We start from the raw sequence: 19290 nt of genomic DNA, 5'->3' as shown, positions 1-19290 counted from the left end.
TTCGTACTACGGCTTTGGCCACCGTACAGCGTTGGCCCTGTTCATTACAACGCGAAGCAAAGGCTTCGCGCTACCTCCTACCTATGAAAGTATCCCTATTCTGGCACCGGCGCGACTTGCGTTTTCAGGATAACGCCGGGCTGGCCGCCGCGCTGCAGGGCGAGCAGCCGGTGGTGCCGCTGTTCATCTTCGACCCCGAAATCCTCGACAAGCTGGAAAACCGCCAGGATGCCCGCGTCATGTTCATCTTTGACGAGGTGCAGCGGCTGACGGAAGAAGCCAAGGAGGCCGGCGGCACCATGCTGGTGCGCTACGGCAAGCCAGAAAAGGTGTTTGCCGACCTGATCAAGGAGCTGGACGTGGCCGCCGTGCACACCAACCACGACTACGAGCCCTACGCCGCCACCCGCGACGCAGCCGTGACTGAGCTTTTAAAGAAGCAAGACGTACTGCTGCATACCTATAAGGATCAGGTGGTGTTTGAGAAGGACGAGGTCCAGACCAAAACCGGCCAGCCCTACAAGATTTACGGCCCCTACAAGCGCGCCTGGCTGGCCCGCCTCACCGAGGCTGACTACCGCCCCCACCCTTCCGCCGACCACCTCAGCAAGCTGGCCCGCGTGCCGGCCGGCCCCCGCCCCACCCTGGCCGACATGGGCTTTGAGCGCAGCCCCGAGCACATTCCGGGCCGGCGACTGGCCACCCGCACCCTGGAGCAGTACGCCGATACCCGCGACCTGCCCGCCCGCGACTCCACCAGCCGGATGGGCCTGCACCTGCGCTTTGGCACCGTGAGCATCCGCCACCTGGTGCAGCGGGCGTTGGAGGCCAAGGCCGAAATCTGGCTGAGTGAGCTGATCTGGCGCGACTTCTTCATGCAGCTGCTCTGGCACTTCCCGCACACTGCCCACGAAAGCTACGACCCCAAGCTGCGCGACATTAAGTGGCGCAACAACGAGGACGAGTTCCGGGCGTGGTGCGAGGGTCGCACCGGCTACCCGCTCATCGACGCGGGCATGCGCCAGCTCAACGCCACCGGCTTCATGCACAACCGCGTGCGGATGGCCACGGCCAGCTTCCTCATCAAAAACCTGCTCATCGACTGGAAATGGGGTGAGGCCTACTTCGCCGAGAAGCTGCTCGACTACGAAATGGCCTCCAACGTGGGCAACTGGCAGTGGGTGGCCGGCACCGGTGCCGATTCGCAGCCCTGGTTCCGCATTTTCAGCCCCGATTCGCAGCTGGCCAAGTTTGATAAGCAGCACGCCTACGTGAAGCAGTGGGTGCCCGAGTTCGGCACGCCGCGCTACCCCAAACCCATGGTGGAGCACCCCGCCACTCGCGACCGGGCCCTGGCCGCCTATCGCGCCTCCCGCGACCTGCACGCCTAGCCGGTTCCGGCCGGATTTCTCACAACTTTCAGCCGCTGACGCGGTTATACCGCTACTATGAAACAGCAACCCACGCCCGCTCCCGAAGCGGCTTTCTCGCCCAAAGAACGGATCAAGCAAGCCTACCTCGACTACGTGCTGCGCAAAGGCAAGCCGCCGATTTCGGTGTTCAAACTGACCCAGAAGCTGGGTTTGCCCGAGCAGGAATTCTACGCCAGTTACGCCAATTTCGACGCCATCGACCGGGAAATATGGGCCGACTTTGGCCGCGAGGCCCGCGCCACGGCCGCCCGCGAGCCGGTGTGGGAGCAGTACGGTGCCCGCGAAAAGCTGCTGGGCTACTACTACACGCTGATCGAGATTCTCAAGCACAACCGCAGCTATGCCCTGCAAAGCCTGCGCCGCTCGCTCTCCAAAATGCCCGGCATCACGCCCCGCGTGCTCGACGACTTCCGGCAGGATTTTGAGGCCTTCGTGGAGGACTTGCTGCGCGAGGGCCGTCGCACCGAGGAAGTGGCCAGCCGCCAGCTGGTGCAGCACGGCTACCCGCGCTTCTTCTGGCAGCAGCAGCTGTTCGTGCTCGGCTTTTTCGCCAAAGACGACACCGTAAACTTCGAGCGCACCGATGCCGCCATCGAAAAAGCCGTGACGCTGAGCTTCGATCTGGTAGGCCGCAACACTCTGGATTCCGCCGCCGATTTTGTGCGGTTCCTGGTGCGCCGGTAAGGTTTTTCAGTTGTATCAGAACGGTCATGCTGAGCTTGCCGAAGCATCTCTGCCGCTTCGTTGTTGTAGTAAGGCAACAGTGCGGTAGAGATGCTTCGGCAAGCTCAGCATGACCGTTTTCGGTTTATAATACATCCTCATGGACGATATTCCCAAGTCGCTTACTTCCCTGCCCACCACCAAAGTGGCCCGGGCGGCGCGTTTCGCCAAAACCGGCCTCAACGTGGGGGCCAACTACGTGAAGCACTACGCCAAGCGGGCAGTGGGCGCTGATAGCACCACCGAGGACCTGCACGCGGCCAACGCGGCCGAGCTGTACGGTACGCTCAGTGAAATGAAAGGCTCGGTGCTGAAAGTGGCCCAGATGCTGGCCATGGAAAAGAACCTGCTGCCCACCGCCTACGCCGACCAGTTTGCCCAGGCCCAGTACCAGACCCCGCCCCTCTCGGGCCCGTTGGTGGTGAAGACGTTTCGGGAGGCGTTCGGCAAGTCGCCGTTCGAGGTGTTCGACGAGTTCGACATCGAGGCGCGGCAGGCGGCCAGCATCGGGCAGGTGCACGCGGCGAGCAAAGACGGCCGGACGCTGGCCGTGAAGGTGCAGTACCCCGGCGTGGCCGACAGCATCCGCTCCGATATCCGGCTGGTGAAGCCCATTGCCCTGCGCGTGCTGGGCCTCGATGAAGCCACCGTGCGCCCCTATATGCAGGAAGTGGAAACCCGCCTGCTCGAAGAAACCGACTACGCCCTGGAGCTGCGCCGCGGCCAGCAGATTGCCGCCGCCTCGGCCGGTCTGGCGCATTTGCAGTTTGCCCAGTATTACCCCGAGCTATCGGCCGCCCGCATCCTGACTATGGACTGGCTGCCCGGCCAGCACATGAAGGAGTTTCTGGCCACCAACCCCAGCCAGGAAGTGCGCAACCAACTCGGCCAGGCCCTTTGGGACTTCTACATGTTCCAGCTCAACGAGCTGCGCCAGGTCCATGCCGACCCGCACCCCGGTAACTTCCTGCTCACAGATACCGACGGCGGCACCGTGGGCGTGCTGGATTTTGGCTGCGTAAAGGAAATTCCAGCCGATGTGCACCGCCTGTTCACGGCCCTGCTCACGCCCGAAACCCTCGCCGACCCCGCCCGCCTGGCGACGCTGCTGGAAGAAGGCGGCGTGCTTCGCCCCGACGACCCAGCCAGCCGCCGCGCGTTCTACGTGGACACCATGCGCGCTTCCCTGGAACTGGTGGGCCGCCCCTTCCGCCAGCCCACCTTCGATTTCGGCGACCCGGCATACATGCAAAGCCTCTACGCCCTCGGCGACGACCTAATGCAGCAGCCCGAGTTGCGCCAGCAGCGCGAGCCCCGCGGCTCCGAACACTTCATCTACCTCAACCGCACCTACGTGGGCCTCTACGCCCTGCTCACCGAGCTACGTGCCTCCATCCGCACCGGTACTACCTAGTAATCAGTGACTAGCAACCTAAAAGGCACGTCATGCTGAGCTTGTCGAAGCATCTCGCGTGCCAATTCCGCCGAATAATTGGGCAATTCCAAACTAAACCGGCAGACTACAGTTTAAGCATCCCGGAGCAACTCGTGTACTTACACGAATGGCTCCGGGATGCTTTTTTTCTCTCTCCATCTTCACCTCCCCTTTTCCATGAAAAAACTCTGGACCCTTTGCGCCGCGCTGCTGAGCGTGGTATCGGTGGCCTCCGCCCAATCGACGATGAACTGCTGCACCAAGCCCGCCGCTGGTCAGGCTGCTACCGAAGTATTCGCCATGCTGGCCTCCAATGAGGACTTCTCCGGCGGCCACGATGCTCCCTTGCCCTTCACCTACGCCGGCGAAGGCAGCATGATTGAGTTCAAAACCACCGACGGCCAGACCGGCAAAGCCTTCGAAATCAAGAGCAAGACCAAGTCGGACAAGTACCTGTTCGTGATTCACGAGTGGTGGGGCCTGAACGATTATATCAAGCAGGAAGCCGGCCGCTTCGCCGAGGAGCTGCCCGGCGTCAACGTCATTGCCCTCGACCTCTACGACGGCCAGGTAGCCACCGACGCCGACATGGCTGGCAAGCTGATGCAGGGTGTGAAAACCGAGCGTGCCCAGGCCATCATCAAAGGTGCCCTTGCTTACGCTGGCCCCAAAGCCCAGATCAGCAGCATCGGCTGGTGCTTCGGTGGCGGCTGGAGCATCCAGACGGCCCTGCTGGCCGGCCCCAAAGCCAAAGCATGCGTGGCTTACTACGGCATGCCCGAGAAGGACGTGGCCAAGCTCAAGACGCTGAACACCGATGTGCTGTTCGTCTTCGCCAAGCAGGATAAGTGGATCAATCAGGAAGTGGTAGACCAGTTCCGCAAGGACATGGCTGCCGCCAAAAAAGGCCTCACGGTGAAAACCTACGACGCCGACCACGCCTTCGCCAACCCCTCCAACCCCAAGTACAGCAAGGACTTCGCTGCCGACGCCCACGCCGCCTCGGTTGCCTACCTGAAGAAAAACCTGAAGCTGAAATAAATCACGGATTTAGCCGGATTCATCCGATTGCACGGATTCGTTCCGGCAGCCGGTTGTTTTCCCGCAATGCGTAAAAAAGGTTGCCCGCTTGGGCAGCCTTTTTTTGTATCAACCTGCACGGTTGTAGAGACGCGACACTTCGCGTCTTCCGCCAGAACAACCGGAACCGCGCCACCGGCACAACGCCAGCACGGTTTCGGCGTGTATTATCCGGACTACCGGCACCGTACTCCCTGAGCAACGTCAGCACGCGCCGAGACGCGAAGTGTCGCGTCTCTACAGTCATGTAGGGTTTTCCAGACTGCGGGGAATCTGCTACCTTATTGGCTCCCACCAACGTCCTGCGCTATGTCCACCGCCCTTGTTTCTCCGGTTCAGCGGCTGCTGAACGAATACGCCGAAAGCCACCAGAATCCTACCAACAAGCTGGTACACTGGGTGTGCGTGCCGCTGATTATGTTCGCCATTCTCGGCCTGCTGTGGTCGGTTCCGGTGCCGGCGGCGGTGCGTGCCTTGAGCCCTTGGCTGAACTGGGCTACCGTTGTGATGGTACTGGCCGTGGGGTACTATGTGCGCCTCTCGGGGCGGCTGGCGGTGGGGATGGTGCTGGTGTGGGCGGCTATGGCGCTGGGACTGCGCGTGGTGGATGCCGGGGCGGCCCTGCCCCTGTGGGCAGTGTGCCTGATTATTTTCGTGCTGGCCTGGGTTGGGCAGTTCTGGGGCCACAAGGTGGAAGGCAAGAAGCCCAGCTTCCTCAAAGACCTGCAGTTTCTGCTCATCGGCCCGCTGTGGCTACTCCATTTCATCTACCGCCGGCTGGGCTGGCGGTACTGATGGTTTATTGGATAAAGTAAAACGTCATGCAGAGGCGCAGCCGAAGCATCTCGCGGGCTGATGTTGTTAAATCGTCGGACGATAACCGCTCCGTAGCCCAGGGTTTACACCCTGGGCTGGCGAGGCAATGTCAGCACGCGAGATTCCTCGCAGGCTCGGAATGACGTTCAACCTTGTCCATCACCCCATCCTTAAAAACCTACTCCAGCAACCGTGCCTGGAGCTGGGCCAGGCTCTCGGGGAGCTGCTGCATGTCGGTCAGCACGAAGTAGAGGTCCTGGAATTTATCCTTCTCGAAGGGCGTATCCAGCACGCCGTCGAGGGTGAAGGGCAGGCGGGTGGGCGCTTCGCTGAGGCTGAACTTCACCTCGCCGTGCGACGACAGCAGCCCGGCCCCGTAGATGCGCAGACCGTCGGGCTGCTGAATCAGGCCGAACTCGGCCGTGAACCAGTACAGGCGCGTGAACTGCTCCAGGGTACCGGGCCAACGCTGGCCGTGGTGCACGGCCGCCGCGCCCAGCTTCTGCAGGAAATCGGCAAAGCCGGCATCCGTCAGCAGTGGTACGTGGCCGAATACGTCGTGGAACATGTCGGGCTCTTCGAGGTAATCGAGCTGCTCGAGGGTGCGCAGCCAGGTAGTAGCGGGGAACTTACGGTCGGCCAGCAGCTGGAAGAACACGGCGTCATCCACGATGCCGGGCACTACCACCAGCTCCCAGCCCGTCAGCTCCTGCAGGCGGGGGTTCACCTCCCGAAAATCGGGAATGGCGTCGCGGGTGAAGCCGACTCGGCGTACGCCTTCCAGAAACGCCTCGGCGGCGCGGCCGGGCAGCAAAGCCATCTGGCGGTCGAAGAGTAGCTGCCACACGTGCTGGTCGGCGGCGGTGTAATCGGCATAGACCTGGGTGAGCAGCGGTAGGGCATCGGAAGCAACGGGGGCGGCAGAAACAGACTGCATAACGAAAACGAGAAAAGTGGAAAAAGAAAAAGCCTACCTCCGCAGGGAGCGGAAGCAGGCTTGAAATGACGTTGGGGAGGGTGAAGTGCTAGTTTCAGTTCCTCGCGTACGCCGCGGCCGCTCCGCTCCGGAGGGGAGCGTAATAGGTAGCAGCGTAATAATAGCGGGACGTGAACAGCAGCATGTGTGGCAAAGGTAATCGGAAAAGGGTAGCCGGCAAATCTGCGGTTTAGCCCCAGGCTTCCGGTGAACCAGCGGCAAGGCTGGAGCCGGGGTATGTACAGTGATAGGTACTGAAAGGTTCAGCAGAGCTGAAGCAGCAATTGTTTTGGGGAGCCATATCACTACTTCGGATGCGGCCTATGGCTCTAAATATTGAACTTATCCATGACATCATATTTCTATCACACGGTTATGCAATAATTATTAATTGAATAAATACTATGTTTAATAAATCTTTTTCCAACATTTACCCTGCCCCCTTGCCTATCGTTCACCCTTAACTCTTACGCCCTTATGCGCATTTTTTCTCTGGCATTGCTTTCCCGATGGATGCTGGCTTTGTGTCTGGTCGGAACGCTAGGGCAGCAGGTATGTGCTCAAACCGCTGCTCCGCGCTCCATCGACCCCTCCCAGCTCGACCCGCAGTATGACCTGCGCAAACAGCGCCTGATTCCGGCCAGCAGCCGGGTGCTGGCCGCAACCCGGCCAGTGCCAGCCAGCAGCGGCGCAGTGCCTCAGCTTCCGGCCTGTTTCGAGCCGCTGGATTCTGTGTCGGCGCCGGCGGCAGGAGGCTACACCAACCTGCCGCGCAACGACGATGGCTCGTCCAGCCTGATTCCGCTGGGCTTCACATTCACGCTGTTTGGCACGCCCTATACAGGTGTGTATATCAATACCAACGGTAACCTGTCGTTTGGAGCTCCAGTGTCGCAATTTTCCGCCAGTGGCTTCCCAATAACCACGCCCATGGTAGCCGCCTTCTGGGCCGACGTTGATACGCGCCCCAGCAGCAGTGGTAGCATCTGGTACAAGCTCTACCCCGACCGGCTGGTGGTTACCTGGAACCGGGTGGGCTACTACAGCGGCAATACCGACAAAAAAAACACCTTCCAGATTGTCATTCGGGCCAATTCGACCGGCATCACGACGGATGATGTGACGTTTGCCTATGGCGATATGCAATGGACCACTGGCGACGCTTCCAACGGCGTGAATGGGTTTGGCGGCTCGTTGGCTACCGTGGGCGCCAACCGGGGCTCCAACAACGACTTCATCCAGACGGGCCGCTTCAACCTCAACGATGCCTCCCACCCCGACAACGTGAACCCCAGCGGGGTAAACTGGCTGGATGAGCAGTGCATCTCGTACCGCGTATTCGCCAACGGCAACCTGCCCCCGTCGGCTACCAACCTGCCACTCAACAACACCATCACCGTCAACCAAGGACAAACGGTGAGCATTGCGCCGCAGTTTTCGGGACCGGAAGCCGGCCAGGCCGTAACGCTGGCCGTGAACACCAACGGGCTGTGCAATGTCACATCCAGTGTGAGTTCAGGCATCAACCCGGTGCTGAACCTGAGCGTGACTGGCGCCCCCTGCAACGTCGGCGCTTCTACCATCAGCGTAGTGGCTACCGACAATGGCACCCCGGTAGCGAGCCGGCAGTTTACTATCACGGTCATCGTGAATCCGCCCGCCACGGCCAACGGTCAGTGGACAGGCAGCGTGAGCACCGTTTACACCGACCCGGCCAACTGGGCCAACAACACGCTGCCCACGGCCAGCACCGACGTTACGATTCCGGCGGCGGCCGTCCGGATGCCGGTGCTGAGTGCCGCTGCCAGCGCCAATAGCTTCACCATAGCCAGCGGCGCCAGCCTGACAATAGCCAGCGGTGGCACACTCACCCTGAACAGTGCGCTGGTAAACAATGGCAGCTGCACCGGGGCCGGGGCCCTGGTGCTCAGCGGCCCCGCTCAGCAAAGCGTAGGCGGCAGCAGCCCGATCAGCATGGCCGGCCTCACGGTAGGCCCGGCCGGGGCCCAGCTCACCGGGCCACTGGCCGTGAGCCGCCTCCTGACGCTGAATGGCAACCTGGCTACCAACGCGCAGCCCCTGACCTTGCTTTCGGATGCTTCCGGCACTGCCATGGTCGTGAACAATGGTTCCGCTGTCGTGAGTGGGTCCGTTACGGTGCAGCGCTACATCAACCCCAGCCAGAATGCCGGGGCTGGTTACCGCCACTATAGCGCGCCCGTCAGCAATACCACAGTGGCCGACCTGAGCACGGCCAACTATACGCCCGTGGTGAATGCGGGCTACAACACGGCCCCGGTGCCGGCCGCCGTTACGCCTTTCCCCACGGTGTTTGGCTACGATGAAAGCCGGGTGAATGCCACGGCCGCCACCTTCGACCAAGGCTGGTTTTCGCCGGCCAGCCTGTCGGCGGCCATGACGCCGGGCGTGGGCTACACGGTGAACCTGCCAGCCAGCGCCGCCGTCGATTTTGTGGGTACGCTCACGAACGGCCCCGTGGCGCGCACCGGCCTCACGCGCGGCACCCAGCCTACCTCCGGCTGGCACCTGCTGGGCAACCCCTACCCCGCCCCCATCGACTGGACCCTAGCCACCGCGGGGCTGTCAGGGCTCGACAACGCGGTGTACGTGTTCAAGTCGTCGGGGACGTATGCGGGCAGCTACAGCAGCTTTGTGAATGGCGTGGGCGATGCCCGCTTCATTGCGGCGGGGCAGGGATTCTTTGTGCGGACCACCACGGCCGGCACGCCGGGCAGCCTTTCGCTCAGCAACGCCGCCCGCCTCACCAGCTACCAAAGCCCCGATTTCAACCGCCCTTCGGCCCTGGAGACCCGGCCGCTGCTTCAGCTTGACTTGGTGAATGGCACCCAGCGCGATGCGGCCACCGTGTACTTTGAGCAAGGAGCAACTACTTCCTTCGATGCCGCCTTCGATGCCTACAAACTGACTACCGGCAACGTAGCCAGCCTCTCGCTGCCCGTCGGCTCCGAGCAGCTCAGCATCAGCGGACTGCCCGCCCTCAGCCGCGCCGACGTGCTGGTGCCGCTGCAAGTACGCGTGCCGGTTTCGGGTTTCTACCAGCTGGAAGCGGCGCAGCTGCTCAACCTGCCGGCCGGGCTCTACGCCTACCTGCGCGACGCCGAAACCGGCACCAGCCTCGACCTGGTCCAGCAGCCGGTATATGCCTTCCGTCAGGCAGCAGACGCCACCGGCCCGCGCTTTTCGCTGCTTCTGACGTCCAACCGCATATTGGCCAATGCAGCCACGCTGGTGGGCCAGCAGATTCAGCTCTACCCCAACCCTGCTCACACCACCGCCACCCTGCTGCTGCCGGCCGCGTTGCGCAGCCAGCAAGGCACGGCCGTGCTGTATAACGCACTGGGGCAGGCAGTCCGCAGCTATTCCTGGACACCAGGATCAGCAAGCTCTTCCCAGGAGCTTTCGGTGAGCGGGCTGGCGCAGGGCGTTTACACGCTGCGCCTGACCACCACCCTCGGGCCAGCCACAAAACGCCTAGTAATAGAGTAACTGTCGGCCGGAGGGCATCATCGGCGCCCCTCGGCCTCCTATTCCTTCCGTCTTTCTTCTTTCTCCTATGAAGCTCTCTTCTCACCGTTTTCGGCTGCTGACTAGCGCGCCGCTGCTGGCCGCATTGCTGCTGGGCATGCCTGCCCAGGCGCAGGGACCCGGTACCGGCGGCCCCACTCCCGACCCCAATTCCCCTACTGCCGTTCCGCTTGATGGCGGGGCTTCGCTGCTGCTGCTGGCCGGTGGGGCCCTGGCGCTACGCCGCCTGCGCCGCTCTACTGCCAACGAGCACCCGGACGATGCCGGCTAACCAGCCGTACACGCTGGCAACTACATAGAAAAGCCCCTTGGACAGGTAGTCCAAGGGGCTTTTTCCTTATATCCTACTTCAGTGCCGCACTAAATGCCGTTGCGGCTTCTTACTCCACCGGCTGCAGCTCCCAGCCCGAGGACAGCAGCGCGGCCAGTTCGGCTACGCTTTCGGTGAGCTGCTCCCAGCTGTTGAGCACGAAGTACTGGTCCTGCAGGTGCGCTTCGCTGTAGGGGGTGTGCAGTACGGTGGCCAGATCGAAGGGAAAACGGCGCGAAACGTCGCCGATGCAGTGGTGGATTTCACCCGACGATGAGAGCAAACCGGCCCCGTACATGCGCGTCTGGCCGTGTTCTTCCACCAACCCGAACTGCACCGTGAAGCCGTAGAGCCGCTCGAGGCGGGCCAGGGCCACGGCATCGTCGAGGTGCTGGGCGGCTACCTGGCCCAGGAAGTGCAGGAAGTCGGCAAAGGCCTGGTCCATGAGCAAGGGCACGTGGCCGAATACGCCGTGGAACAGGTCAGGCTCCTCGATGAAGTCGAACTGCGCCATGCTCCGGATCCAGACGGTAGCCGGGAACTTGCGCTGGGCCAGCAACCCGAAGAACTCGGCATCATTGAGCATGCCCTGCACCGGTTCCAGCTGCCAGCCGGTGGCTTTTTGCAGGCGCTGGCTTACTTCCTGGAAGTCGGGAATGGCGTTGCGGTGGAAGCCCACGGCCTCCAGCCCCCGGCCAAACGCCGAGCAGGCACGCTTGTGCAGCAGGGCCGTCTGGCGGTCGAACAATACCTTCCAAACCAGCTGATCCTGCGTGGTATACCGGTCGTAGTGTTGCTGTATCATAGCGCGTACAGGGCAGAAAAAAAGCCCGGCTCCTGGGGAGGAGTCGGGCTCTTAAGTGGATTTCAGAGAAGGAGAAGCATGCTGTGTTCTACCTTTCGTACCCGCAAAAGCGCCCGACCTCGTCCTGGACAGGACGATTAATGGTCATAAAGCATTTCGCGGATAGGTTCAGCATGATGATGCAAATATAGAAGACTTCCGGAATAAACAAGATTTAAGGATAGTTTATTTTGCAAGGCATATTACACAAATAGGCGCATTTATTTCACATAACCACCCTTATAAAAGGGGTTACCAGCAAAAATTTGATATCATTTATGATTAACTTCCCTATAATTAAAGGGTCATATTTCTCAAATAAGCCATTTTATTCATCGTGTAAACTCGTACCGGGCTAGGGCGACGAAGGTGGTCGTATTGGCCCGACGCACTTCTTTGCTGATTTCCAGCTTCTGAGAGCCCAGCGTAAGTACGCGGCGCAGCTCGCACGGCTGGCCCATCTCCCGGCCCGACCCCTCAAACACTGCCCGAAGGCGGCCATCGGGCAGGCGGGTTTTGGACCGGAGTTGCAGTTGCGCATTGTCCCAACGGACGGAACGACCGTCGCGGGCCAGCCAGAGCTTGTCGAACTCCTTTACCATACCGCCTTCGGGCTGCTGGTAGATATAATCGAGGACAAAGGCGTTGGGGCCGGGGCTCATGCCGTTCAAGCCACTGCGAATGGCAACGGGTCGGGTGGAAGCCTCATTGGTATACGTGAGCTGGCCTTGCTCCCACTGATGCGTCAGGAGCTGCAGCTCCTGCATGGTCAGGCGGGGAGCATCAGCCTGAGCATTCCCGCGCTCCACCACCAGCGGAACCAAGCTGGCCAGGGCCAGCGCGAACCTGAGAATTTGCTTTTTCATGACGAAGCCTTTTAGCAGTGATGGTGCCGCCTACAGCTTGCCGTTGGGCTCGTAGGTCATGCTCAGCCGGGTGTCGCCGGTGATTTTGAGGTCTACTTTGGCCTGCTGGTCCGAGGGGTTGAGCAGCAGCGCCGTGGAGCCGGCCATGAACCGCAGCGTACCCCGCTCGCCGGGAGCCAGCGTCGTCTTGCCGAAGATGCCGCCGCCCCGGGGCCGCTCCTTGAACTCGACGGGTACTTTGCCCACGTTGTGAGCTTCTACTTTGAAACCGCCCAGCTGGCCGCCGCCCAGCACAAACTGCTTACCCGGCTCAATGAGCAGGTTAGAAGTGATACCCGCCCAGCAGGCCGTAACGAGTAGTAACAGGGCGGCGAAAGTGGCAACAGTGGCCGAGCGGGAAGGCAGGAAAGTACGCATGACAATGGGGGGTTGAAGTGAAACGATGTCCCAAAGGAACTGCCCCCGCCGACCCCAAACGCCCCAGTTTACAGCCTGGGACGCCTCAACTTATAGTTTGACACTGGGCAGGCGTAGAGACGCGACACTTCGCGTCTCGTCGTTGCTGATGTTGTTTGGTTGATGCAACGCCGGTCGTTCTGGCGGGAAACGCGAAGTGTCGCGTCTCTACATCGGACTGCTGGCGCAGGGCTGGCCGTTCAACAATGAGGCGCAAGTATGCGTCTCTACAGCTGCCGGGCGGCTTCGCTGGGAGTCTGGCCGCGGAGCTTTTTGAAGACGCGGTTGAACGTGGACTTGGAGTTGAAGCCTGCCTCCAGCGCCACGGCCAGCAGGGTGTAGTGCCGAAACTGCGGGTCGCGGAGGCGGCGCTCGGCCTCGCGCACCCGGTACTCGTTCACGAAGTCGTTGAAGTTCTGGCCGCAGCCGGAGTTGATGACGCGGGAAAGCCAGGACGTGTTGGTGCGCAGCTGGATGGCCAGATCACCCAGCGTCAGCTCGGGCTCCAGGTAGGGACGGGCCGCCTGCATGTGGGCCAGCAGCCGGGCCGTCCAGCGGGCCAGCTCCGCGTCGGGTTCGGCGGCCGTTTCAGTTGGCTCTTCAACGGTGGCATCAGCTACCAACGGTACGCTGGCAGCCGCAGTAGCAGCCGAAACAGGTATTTCAGGCAGATCGGGTACCGCAGCGGCAACTATCTTTTCGCTTGTCTCCAGTGCAACAATGTTGGACGCTCCGGCGGCAGCTTCCACCGTTGGTAACGAGGCCACTGGCGAAGCGGCTATGTCAGCCGACAGCTGGAAGCGTAAGGCGGCCAGGCGGTAGCCGGTCAGCAGGCCCGAGATGCTGAGGTAGTAGATCAGCAGGCCGGTGAACAGGTAGTCGTACCAGCTCTGCACGTAGTTGAGGGGCGTGATGAAGATGTTGACCACCCCGAACACCAGCGTGACGCCGGTGCCCACCACTACGGCTACCAGCACGTTACGCAGCCACCGAAACCGGAGCTGCTCGGTGTCGGAGAAGTTGTCGTTGAGGTAACGGGCGTAGGCGCGGTAGGCCCGCAGGGTGTGCACCGCGTAGGCCAGCACCCAGAGGTAGCCCAGCGTATCGGCCAGCAGCCCGATGGGCTGGTAGTCGGCCCAGCTGGCCAGGGGGCCTTTGGTGCCGAAGTGGGCCGGCAGTGGCTGGCCTTGCACCCCGTGCCACCAACCAATATCGTAGCCAAATACCACCAGCAGCCACGTCAGCACCACCAAGGCGGGCGCGAAGTGCCACCAGTGTTGCCGCTGCAGCCGGAACTCCTGATTGGTGAGGCTGCGGAAGTAGAAATACAGCGCGGGCCCCACCGCCAGCCAGTTGCTGAACGGCCAATAGAACATGAACGTCGTGCGGGCGTCGTGCGAGTCGTACCAGCCGGCAAAGCCCAGCATCCACTGGGCCAGCCGCACAGCAAACAGCAGCAGCAGCAGGGCCAGCCAGCCGTCGGCCGCCGTATCCTCACGCCGCCGCCGCGCCCACAGCACCGCCGCCACGATTACACCTTGCAGGAAAAACGGCAGCAGCAAGCCGCTGTAGAGGTTGAAGCCGAAGAACATACCGGCAAGGTAACAGTAGATCGGACTTCTACTATGTTTAAAAAGCTAGTTCCCCTCCTTGGAAAGGAGGGGCTAGAGGTGGTTGGCCTTGCGTTAGAACAGTTTTTAGAACTAGCTCTAGCATCGTTCCAGCGTTCATCAACCACCCCTAGCCCCTCCTTTCCAAGGAGGGGAACTAGCCTTTTAGTTTACCTTCTACTCCAGCTCCTGGCGCAGGGCGTACACTTTGCGCAGGTTGCGAATCAGGCGTTCCGACTCCTGGAAATTCAGGGTCTGGGCACCGTCGGAGGCGGCTTCTTCGGGCTTCTCGTGGGCTTCGTAGATGATGCCGTCGGCACCGGCCATCACGCCGGCCAGGGCCATGGTGGGCACGTACTCGCGGATGCCGATGCCGTGCGAGGGGTCCACGATGACGGGCAGGTGGGTTTTCTCTTTCAGGATGGGCACGGCGTTCAAATCCAGCGTGTTGCGCGAGGCCGTTTCAAAGGTACGGATGCCCCGCTCGCAGAGAATCAGCTTCTCGTTGCCGCCAGAAAACACGTACTCAGCCGACGACAGCAGCTCCTCAATGGTGCCGGAAATACCGCGCTTGATCATCACGGGCTTGTCCACGCCGCCCAGGGCGTCGAGCAGGTTAAAATTCTGGGTGTTGCGCGCGCCCACCTGGAACACGTCCACGTAGTCGTGCATCTCCTCTACCTGCGACACCTGCATGACCTCCGTCACGATTTTGATGCCCCGCTCCCGGGCCATGCGGTGGAAATCCTTCAGGCCTTCCATGCCCAGCCCGCGGAACGCATACGGCGACGAGCGGGGCTTGAACACGCCCCCGCGCATGATGCGCACGTCGTTGTCCACGAGGTGCTGCATGATTAGCTCCATCTGCTTTTCGCTCTCGATGCTGCACGGGCCGGCGGCCAGCGTGAGCGAGCCTTCCCCGATGCGCACCCCGTCGCCGAGGTCGAGCACGGTGGGGCGCACGCGCCACTTGCGGCTCACCAGCTTGTAGTCGTCCGATACGCGGTGGATGTCGAGGATGCCGGGCAGCTGGCCGATGGCACGCAGGTCCACATCGGCCTTGCCGATGGCTACCAAGTAGTGGGCGCGCTGGGTTTTCACCTCCGTGGCCTTGTACTTCAGCTCCTGAATGCGGGCTTCAATGGCGGCCTTATCGGCTTCGGTGATATGGGGGTCGAGTTGGATGATCATGTTCTGGGGAGGGAGAAAAATATCAGTACGTCATGCTGAGCGAAGGCGCAGCCGTAGTCGAAGCATCTCGCTCGAATCGTTGGGTTACTATTACAACGTTAGCACGCGAGATGCTTCGACTCCGCTCCGCTGCGCTCAGCATGACGTTCTTTTTTATAGTGCTTAAGCCAGCACCGAAGAAACAAACCGCTTGGCCGCAGCCGGGGCGTCGTCCACGCCTTCCAGGGCGCGAATCAGCGCGGAGCCGATGATGGCACCTTCGGCGTACTGGCAGGCGTTCTGGAACGAGGCTTTGTCGCCGATACCGAAGCCGATGAGGCGGGGGTTGCGCAGGTTCATGGCCTCGATGCGCTGGAAATAGGCTTCCTGCACGCCCTCGGCCTGGGTGTTGGCTCCGCCCGTAGTGCCGGGACCCGACACGAGGTACAGGAACGAATCGGTCAGCTCGTCGATGCGGCGGATGCGCTCCGGGGCGGTTTGCGGGGTGATGAGGAACACCGGCCGCAGGTTGTGGCGGCGGAAGATGTCCTGGTATTCGGCCACGTAATCGTCGAGGGGCAGGTCGGGCAGGATGATGCCGTCGGCCCCGGCGGCGGCGGCTTCGCGGCAGAAGTTATCCACCCCGAACTGCATCACCGGGTTGAGGTAGCCCATCAGCAGAATCGGCGTTTCGGGCACGCTCTCCCGGATGCCCTTCAGCTGCTCGAACAGCACCCGCAGGTTCATGCCGTTGGCCAGGGCCACGGTGCTGCTGGCCTGAATCACCGGCCCATCGGCCAGCGGGTCCGAAAACGGCATCCCGATTTCGATGAGGTCGGCCCCGGCTTCGCTCAGGGCTTTGATCAGCGGTACGGTGTCGTGCAGGCTGGGGTAGCCGGCCGTGAAGTAGATGTTGAGCAGGTTTTTCTGCTTTTTGTCGAAGGCGTCTTTGATTCGGTTGGTCATGTCACGTGATATTGTCTGTCATGCTGAGCGAAGGCGGAGCCGCAGTCGAAGCATCTCTACCGCTTCGTCTACAAGTAGAAATTAGCCAGAGGTAGAGATGCTTCGACAAGCTCAGCATGACAATGGCATTGCCTTACATGATAGCGTCAGCGTACTTGATGTAGGTTTCCAGGTCCTTGTCGCCGCGGCCGGAGAGGTTGATGACCACCACATCGTCGGGGCCAGCGCCGAGCTGGTCGAGGGCGGCCAGGGCGTGGGCGGTTTCCAGAGCCGGGATGATGCCTTCGAGGCGGCTGCATTCGGCCACGGCTTTCAGGGCTGCTTCGTCTTCGATGCTGATAAAGCGGGCGCGCTTGGAATCGGCCAGGAAGGCGTGCAGCGGGCCAATACCGGGGTAATCGAGGCCGGCGGAAATGGAGTAGGGCTCGGTAATCTGGCCGTCCTCGTCCTGCATCAACAGCGTGCGGCTGCCGTGAATCACGCCCGGCGTACCCAGCACCGACGTGGCTGCCGAGTGGCCTGAATGCACGCCGTGTCCGGCCGCTTCCACGGCTACCAGCTGCACCGAGGGCTCCTCCAGGAAGTGGTAGAACGCGCCGGCCGCGTTGGAGCCGCCGCCCACACAAGCCACCACGTACTGGGGCAGCTCGGAGCCGGTTTTCTCCAGCAGCTGCTTGCGCATTTCCTCGCTGATAACCGCCTGCAGGCGCGCCACCAGATCGGGGTACGGGTGCGGGCCCACCACCGAGCCGATGATGTAGTGCGTATCCACGGGGTTGCTGATCCAGTCGCGGATGGCCTCGTTGGTGGCGTCCTTGAGGGTGCGGCTGCCACTCATGGCCGCCCGCACCTCGGCCCCCAGCAGGCGCATACGGTATACGTTGGGCTTCTGCCGCTCCATGTCGATTTCGCCCATGTACACGATGCACTCCATGCCCATCAGGGCGCACACGGTGGCGGTGGCCACGCCGTGCTGGCCGGCGCCGGTTTCGGCAATAATGCGCGTTTTGCCCAGGCGCTTGGCCAGCAGAATCTGCCCCACGGTGTTGTTTACCTTATGGGCGCCGGTGTGGCAAAGGTCCTCGCGCTTGAGGTAGATGCGGGTGTTGTACTTCGCCGATAGCCGCTTGGCCTCGAACAGCGGCGTGGGCCGACCCACGTAGTCGCGCAACAGCTGCTGGTATTCCTGCTGGAACTCCGGCTCGGCCATGATGCTCAAGTATTGCTGGCGCAGCTCCTCCACGTTGGGGTAGAGCATTTCGGGAATGAACGCGCCCCCGAACTGGCCGTAGTAGCCGCGCTCCGTGGGTTGTTGGTAGGTTGGTTTCATGATGGTTTTTCGCAGAGTCTCGGGGTGGGTGGCGCAGGGTCTCGCAGTGGCTTACCCCGCGAAATCAGACGCAAAAAAGGTTTCTTATAACAGGTCGTTGGTCATGACTTCCGACAGCGGTAGCTTCCGGGTTTCCAGGCCATACTCGGCCAGCCAGTCCAGGTAGCGCTGCACCCTTGCGGGGCTCATGTGGCCCCAGCTGGGGCCGCTGCCGTAGTATTCGGCCGTGTACTGCTGGCTTTCGAGCAGGAAACCGGGGTTGCGGTCAGCGGCTGGTACCAGCTTTTGCAGCAGTGCTACCGCCTCTTCCGGGTGGTCTTTGGCGTGCAGGAAGCCCTGCCCGGACACCCGCAGAAACTTCCGGTAGGCCTCCCCGTTTTCCAGCCCCCGCTTTTCCGACGCCATGATGACGGGCGAATAGCCGTACGGAATACCATAATCGGCCAGACGGAAACTGGTCAGCGCCACGCCCTGCTGCCGGGCCTGCACGCCTTCCCAGTTATCGAAAATCCAGGTGGCGTCGGCCTGCTGCTGCAGCAGCGTGTTCCAGATGCCCAGCTTCTCGGGGTAGGTGATGGTGAGCGGATCGGTAGCACCGTCGTTTTCCAGCATCTTCGCCACTATCTGGTCCTCGTAGCGGGCTTGGTACGAGGCGTAGATTTTGCCGGCCAAATCTTTGGGCGACTGAATATCTGGGCGCTTGAGCGTGACGATGCTGCTCAGGTCTTCCGTCAGCAGGGCGGCCACGGCTATGGCGTCGAACGGCCGGGCCTTGGTGCGGTAGCTGATGATGCTTTCCAGCGGGCAAAGCGCAAAGTCGGCCTGGCCCAGCTCTACCTTCTTGGCCGGAGTCAGAGCGTAGTTGTCAGCCTCCGGGGTCAGCAGCTCCACCTCCAAGCCGTGCTGCGCGTACCAGCCCAGCTCCTGGGCCACCACGAAGCCCGTGTGGTTGGTGTTTACCGTCCAGTCCAGCGCAATCTTTATTTCGCTCATAGCTTTTGTGTATCCGTCTTTAGCGCAATCTGCCTGTGTTATGATGCTGGCTTGTTATGCTTTCAACTCCTGAAAAAAAGCCTCCAGCCGGCCGGCATCCTTGGTGCCCGGGGCGGTTTCGAAGCGGCTGTTCAGGTCCAGGGCAAACAGGCTGGGCAGCCGAAGGTTGCGCAGCGCCGCCGCGTGTTCCGGCCCGATGCCGCCGGCCAGAAAGTACGGCACCGTTAGGTTGTAGTCCTGCAGCAGCGTCCAGTCGAAGGCGGTGCCGTTGCCGCCGGGCTGGGGGCCGGCCGTATCGAAGAGGAAGTAGTCCACGCTGCCCACGTAGGGCTGGAGCTGCGCGAAGTCGAACCCCTCGCCCACCGCAAACGCCTTCACTACCGGCACGCCGCCGGCCCGCACCGCGGCGCAGGTGTCGGGCGTTTCGTGGCCGTGGAGCTGGGCCAGCTGCAAATCAAACTCCCGCACCCGCGCCAGCACCGCAGCCGCGTCGTCGTCCACGAACACGCCCACCTTGCGGATGGCGGCCGGCAACTCCCGCACCGCCGCCGCTGGCAGCCGCCCCCCCACGTACCGCTTCGACTTCGGGTAGAAGATGAACCCCAGAAAATCGGGCTGCAGTGCCGCCACCGCCCGCAGGCTGTCGGCATCGGCCATCCCGCAGACTTTGAGGTGAGGCATGTGGTAGGAGTTGGTTGGCATGTGTGGAAGGTGT

The 19290-nt window shown here is 61.8% G+C and carries 17 protein-coding genes; 7 read left to right on the top strand and 10 right to left on the bottom strand.

Annotated features, from left to right (window positions below; translation table 11 throughout):
- Positions 1–83: 83 nt before the first annotated feature.
- The 5 genes from O9Z63_RS04980 (at position 84) to O9Z63_RS04960 (ending at position 5466) form a co-directional block, all read left to right on the top strand.
- Positions 84–1391 (top strand): cryptochrome/photolyase family protein, encoded by a 1308-nt coding sequence (locus O9Z63_RS04980; protein WP_270128227.1) that lies wholly within the window; start codon positions 84–86, stop codon positions 1389–1391.
- Between the two features lie 57 nt (positions 1392–1448).
- A complete protein-coding gene (locus tag O9Z63_RS04975; protein WP_125424029.1) occupies positions 1449–2117 on the top strand; it encodes a TetR family transcriptional regulator C-terminal domain-containing protein in 669 nt (222 codons plus the stop codon).
- Between the two features lie 139 nt (positions 2118–2256).
- On the top strand, positions 2257–3570 hold the full coding sequence (locus O9Z63_RS04970; protein WP_270128226.1) for an ABC1 kinase family protein: 1314 nt from the start codon (positions 2257–2259) through the stop codon (positions 3568–3570).
- A 198-nt stretch (positions 3571–3768) separates the two neighbouring features.
- The gene (locus O9Z63_RS04965) at positions 3769–4632 is read left to right on the top strand and encodes a dienelactone hydrolase family protein (RefSeq protein ID WP_270128224.1); all 864 of its coding nucleotides are present in this window, start codon (positions 3769–3771) and stop codon (positions 4630–4632) included.
- Positions 4633–4980: 348 nt separating this feature from the next.
- Complete coding sequence (locus tag O9Z63_RS04960; RefSeq protein WP_270128222.1) at positions 4981–5466, top strand: Mpo1 family 2-hydroxy fatty acid dioxygenase; 486 nt, start codon at positions 4981–4983, stop codon at positions 5464–5466.
- Between the two features lie 199 nt (positions 5467–5665).
- Here O9Z63_RS04960 and phhA read toward each other — a convergent pair whose 3' ends face one another.
- On the bottom strand, positions 5666–6424 hold the full coding sequence (gene phhA / locus O9Z63_RS04955; RefSeq protein WP_270128221.1) for a phenylalanine 4-monooxygenase: 759 nt from the start codon (positions 6422–6424) through the stop codon (positions 5666–5668).
- 516 nt (positions 6425–6940) lie between these two features.
- Between phhA and O9Z63_RS04950 the strand changes: the two genes are divergently transcribed.
- Positions 6941–9991, top strand: a complete 3051-nt coding sequence (locus O9Z63_RS04950; protein WP_270128220.1) for a nidogen-like domain-containing protein — start codon at positions 6941–6943, stop codon at positions 9989–9991.
- Between the two features lie 67 nt (positions 9992–10058).
- Complete coding sequence (locus O9Z63_RS04945; RefSeq protein WP_270128219.1) at positions 10059–10301, top strand: PID-CTERM protein-sorting domain-containing protein; 243 nt, start codon at positions 10059–10061, stop codon at positions 10299–10301.
- 109 nt (positions 10302–10410) lie between these two features.
- Here O9Z63_RS04945 and O9Z63_RS04940 read toward each other — a convergent pair whose 3' ends face one another.
- From O9Z63_RS04940 to O9Z63_RS04900, 9 genes are all read right to left on the bottom strand, one after another.
- Complete coding sequence (locus O9Z63_RS04940; protein ID WP_270128218.1) at positions 10411–11145, bottom strand: phenylalanine 4-monooxygenase; 735 nt, start codon at positions 11143–11145, stop codon at positions 10411–10413.
- 371 nt (positions 11146–11516) lie between these two features.
- On the bottom strand, positions 11517–12050 hold the full coding sequence (locus O9Z63_RS04935; RefSeq protein ID WP_270128216.1) for a hypothetical protein: 534 nt from the start codon (positions 12048–12050) through the stop codon (positions 11517–11519).
- Positions 12051–12080: 30 nt separating this feature from the next.
- Entirely contained in the window at positions 12081–12467 is a 387-nt protein-coding gene (locus O9Z63_RS04930; protein ID WP_215592966.1) for a hypothetical protein, read from the bottom strand.
- 266 nt (positions 12468–12733) lie between these two features.
- Positions 12734–14098 (bottom strand): helix-turn-helix domain-containing protein, encoded by a 1365-nt coding sequence (locus O9Z63_RS04925; RefSeq protein WP_270128213.1) that lies wholly within the window; start codon positions 14096–14098, stop codon positions 12734–12736.
- Between the two features lie 195 nt (positions 14099–14293).
- The gene (aroF, locus tag O9Z63_RS04920; protein ID WP_270128212.1) at positions 14294–15307 is read right to left on the bottom strand and encodes a 3-deoxy-7-phosphoheptulonate synthase; all 1014 of its coding nucleotides are present in this window, start codon (positions 15305–15307) and stop codon (positions 14294–14296) included.
- Between the two features lie 162 nt (positions 15308–15469).
- The gene (gene trpA, locus O9Z63_RS04915) at positions 15470–16252 is read right to left on the bottom strand and encodes a tryptophan synthase subunit alpha (protein ID WP_270128211.1); all 783 of its coding nucleotides are present in this window, start codon (positions 16250–16252) and stop codon (positions 15470–15472) included.
- A 133-nt stretch (positions 16253–16385) separates the two neighbouring features.
- Complete coding sequence (trpB, locus tag O9Z63_RS04910; RefSeq protein WP_270128210.1) at positions 16386–17582, bottom strand: tryptophan synthase subunit beta; 1197 nt, start codon at positions 17580–17582, stop codon at positions 16386–16388.
- 84 nt (positions 17583–17666) lie between these two features.
- Positions 17667–18575 carry an ABC transporter substrate-binding protein gene (locus O9Z63_RS04905; protein WP_270128209.1) on the bottom strand — a complete coding sequence of 303 codons (909 nt, stop codon included), beginning with the start codon at positions 18573–18575 and terminating at the stop codon, positions 17667–17669.
- A gap of 54 nt (positions 18576–18629) precedes the next feature.
- The gene (locus O9Z63_RS04900; protein WP_270128208.1) at positions 18630–19277 is read right to left on the bottom strand and encodes a phosphoribosylanthranilate isomerase; all 648 of its coding nucleotides are present in this window, start codon (positions 19275–19277) and stop codon (positions 18630–18632) included.
- Positions 19278–19290 lie beyond the last annotated feature (13 nt).

Origin of the sequence: Hymenobacter yonginensis (genome assembly GCF_027625995.1) — a bacterium.
In the GTDB taxonomy this organism is placed as follows: Bacteria; Bacteroidota; Bacteroidia; order Cytophagales; family Hymenobacteraceae; genus Hymenobacter; species Hymenobacter yonginensis.
Note: the sequence above shows the minus strand (reverse complement) of the source record. Positions and strands in the feature narration are given on the sequence as shown.

Bases quoted from the DNA above. Each gene is read 5' to 3' on its own strand.
- O9Z63_RS04980 (WP_270128227.1), top strand. From the start codon at position 84: ATGAAAGTATCCCTATTCTGGCACCGGCGCGACTTGCGTTTTCAGGAT.
- O9Z63_RS04975 (WP_125424029.1), top strand. From the start codon at position 1,449: ATGAAACAGCAACCCACGCCCGCTCCCGAAGCGGCTTTCTCGCCCAAA.
- O9Z63_RS04970 (WP_270128226.1), top strand. From the start codon at position 2,257: ATGGACGATATTCCCAAGTCGCTTACTTCCCTGCCCACCACCAAAGTG.
- O9Z63_RS04965 (WP_270128224.1), top strand. From the start codon at position 3,769: ATGAAAAAACTCTGGACCCTTTGCGCCGCGCTGCTGAGCGTGGTATCG.
- O9Z63_RS04960 (WP_270128222.1), top strand. From the start codon at position 4,981: ATGTCCACCGCCCTTGTTTCTCCGGTTCAGCGGCTGCTGAACGAATAC.
- phhA (WP_270128221.1), bottom strand. From the start codon at position 6,424: ATGCAGTCTGTTTCTGCCGCCCCCGTTGCTTCCGATGCCCTACCGCTG.
- O9Z63_RS04950 (WP_270128220.1), top strand. From the start codon at position 6,941: ATGCGCATTTTTTCTCTGGCATTGCTTTCCCGATGGATGCTGGCTTTG.
- O9Z63_RS04945 (WP_270128219.1), top strand. From the start codon at position 10,059: ATGAAGCTCTCTTCTCACCGTTTTCGGCTGCTGACTAGCGCGCCGCTG.
- O9Z63_RS04940 (WP_270128218.1), bottom strand. From the start codon at position 11,145: ATGATACAGCAACACTACGACCGGTATACCACGCAGGATCAGCTGGTT.
- O9Z63_RS04935 (WP_270128216.1), bottom strand. From the start codon at position 12,050: ATGAAAAAGCAAATTCTCAGGTTCGCGCTGGCCCTGGCCAGCTTGGTT.
- O9Z63_RS04930 (WP_215592966.1), bottom strand. From the start codon at position 12,467: ATGCGTACTTTCCTGCCTTCCCGCTCGGCCACTGTTGCCACTTTCGCC.
- O9Z63_RS04925 (WP_270128213.1), bottom strand. From the start codon at position 14,098: ATGTTCTTCGGCTTCAACCTCTACAGCGGCTTGCTGCTGCCGTTTTTC.
- aroF (WP_270128212.1), bottom strand. From the start codon at position 15,307: ATGATCATCCAACTCGACCCCCATATCACCGAAGCCGATAAGGCCGCC.
- trpA (WP_270128211.1), bottom strand. From the start codon at position 16,252: ATGACCAACCGAATCAAAGACGCCTTCGACAAAAAGCAGAAAAACCTG.
- trpB (WP_270128210.1), bottom strand. From the start codon at position 17,582: ATGAAACCAACCTACCAACAACCCACGGAGCGCGGCTACTACGGCCAG.
- O9Z63_RS04905 (WP_270128209.1), bottom strand. From the start codon at position 18,575: ATGAGCGAAATAAAGATTGCGCTGGACTGGACGGTAAACACCAACCAC.
- O9Z63_RS04900 (WP_270128208.1), bottom strand. From the start codon at position 19,277: ATGCCAACCAACTCCTACCACATGCCTCACCTCAAAGTCTGCGGGATG.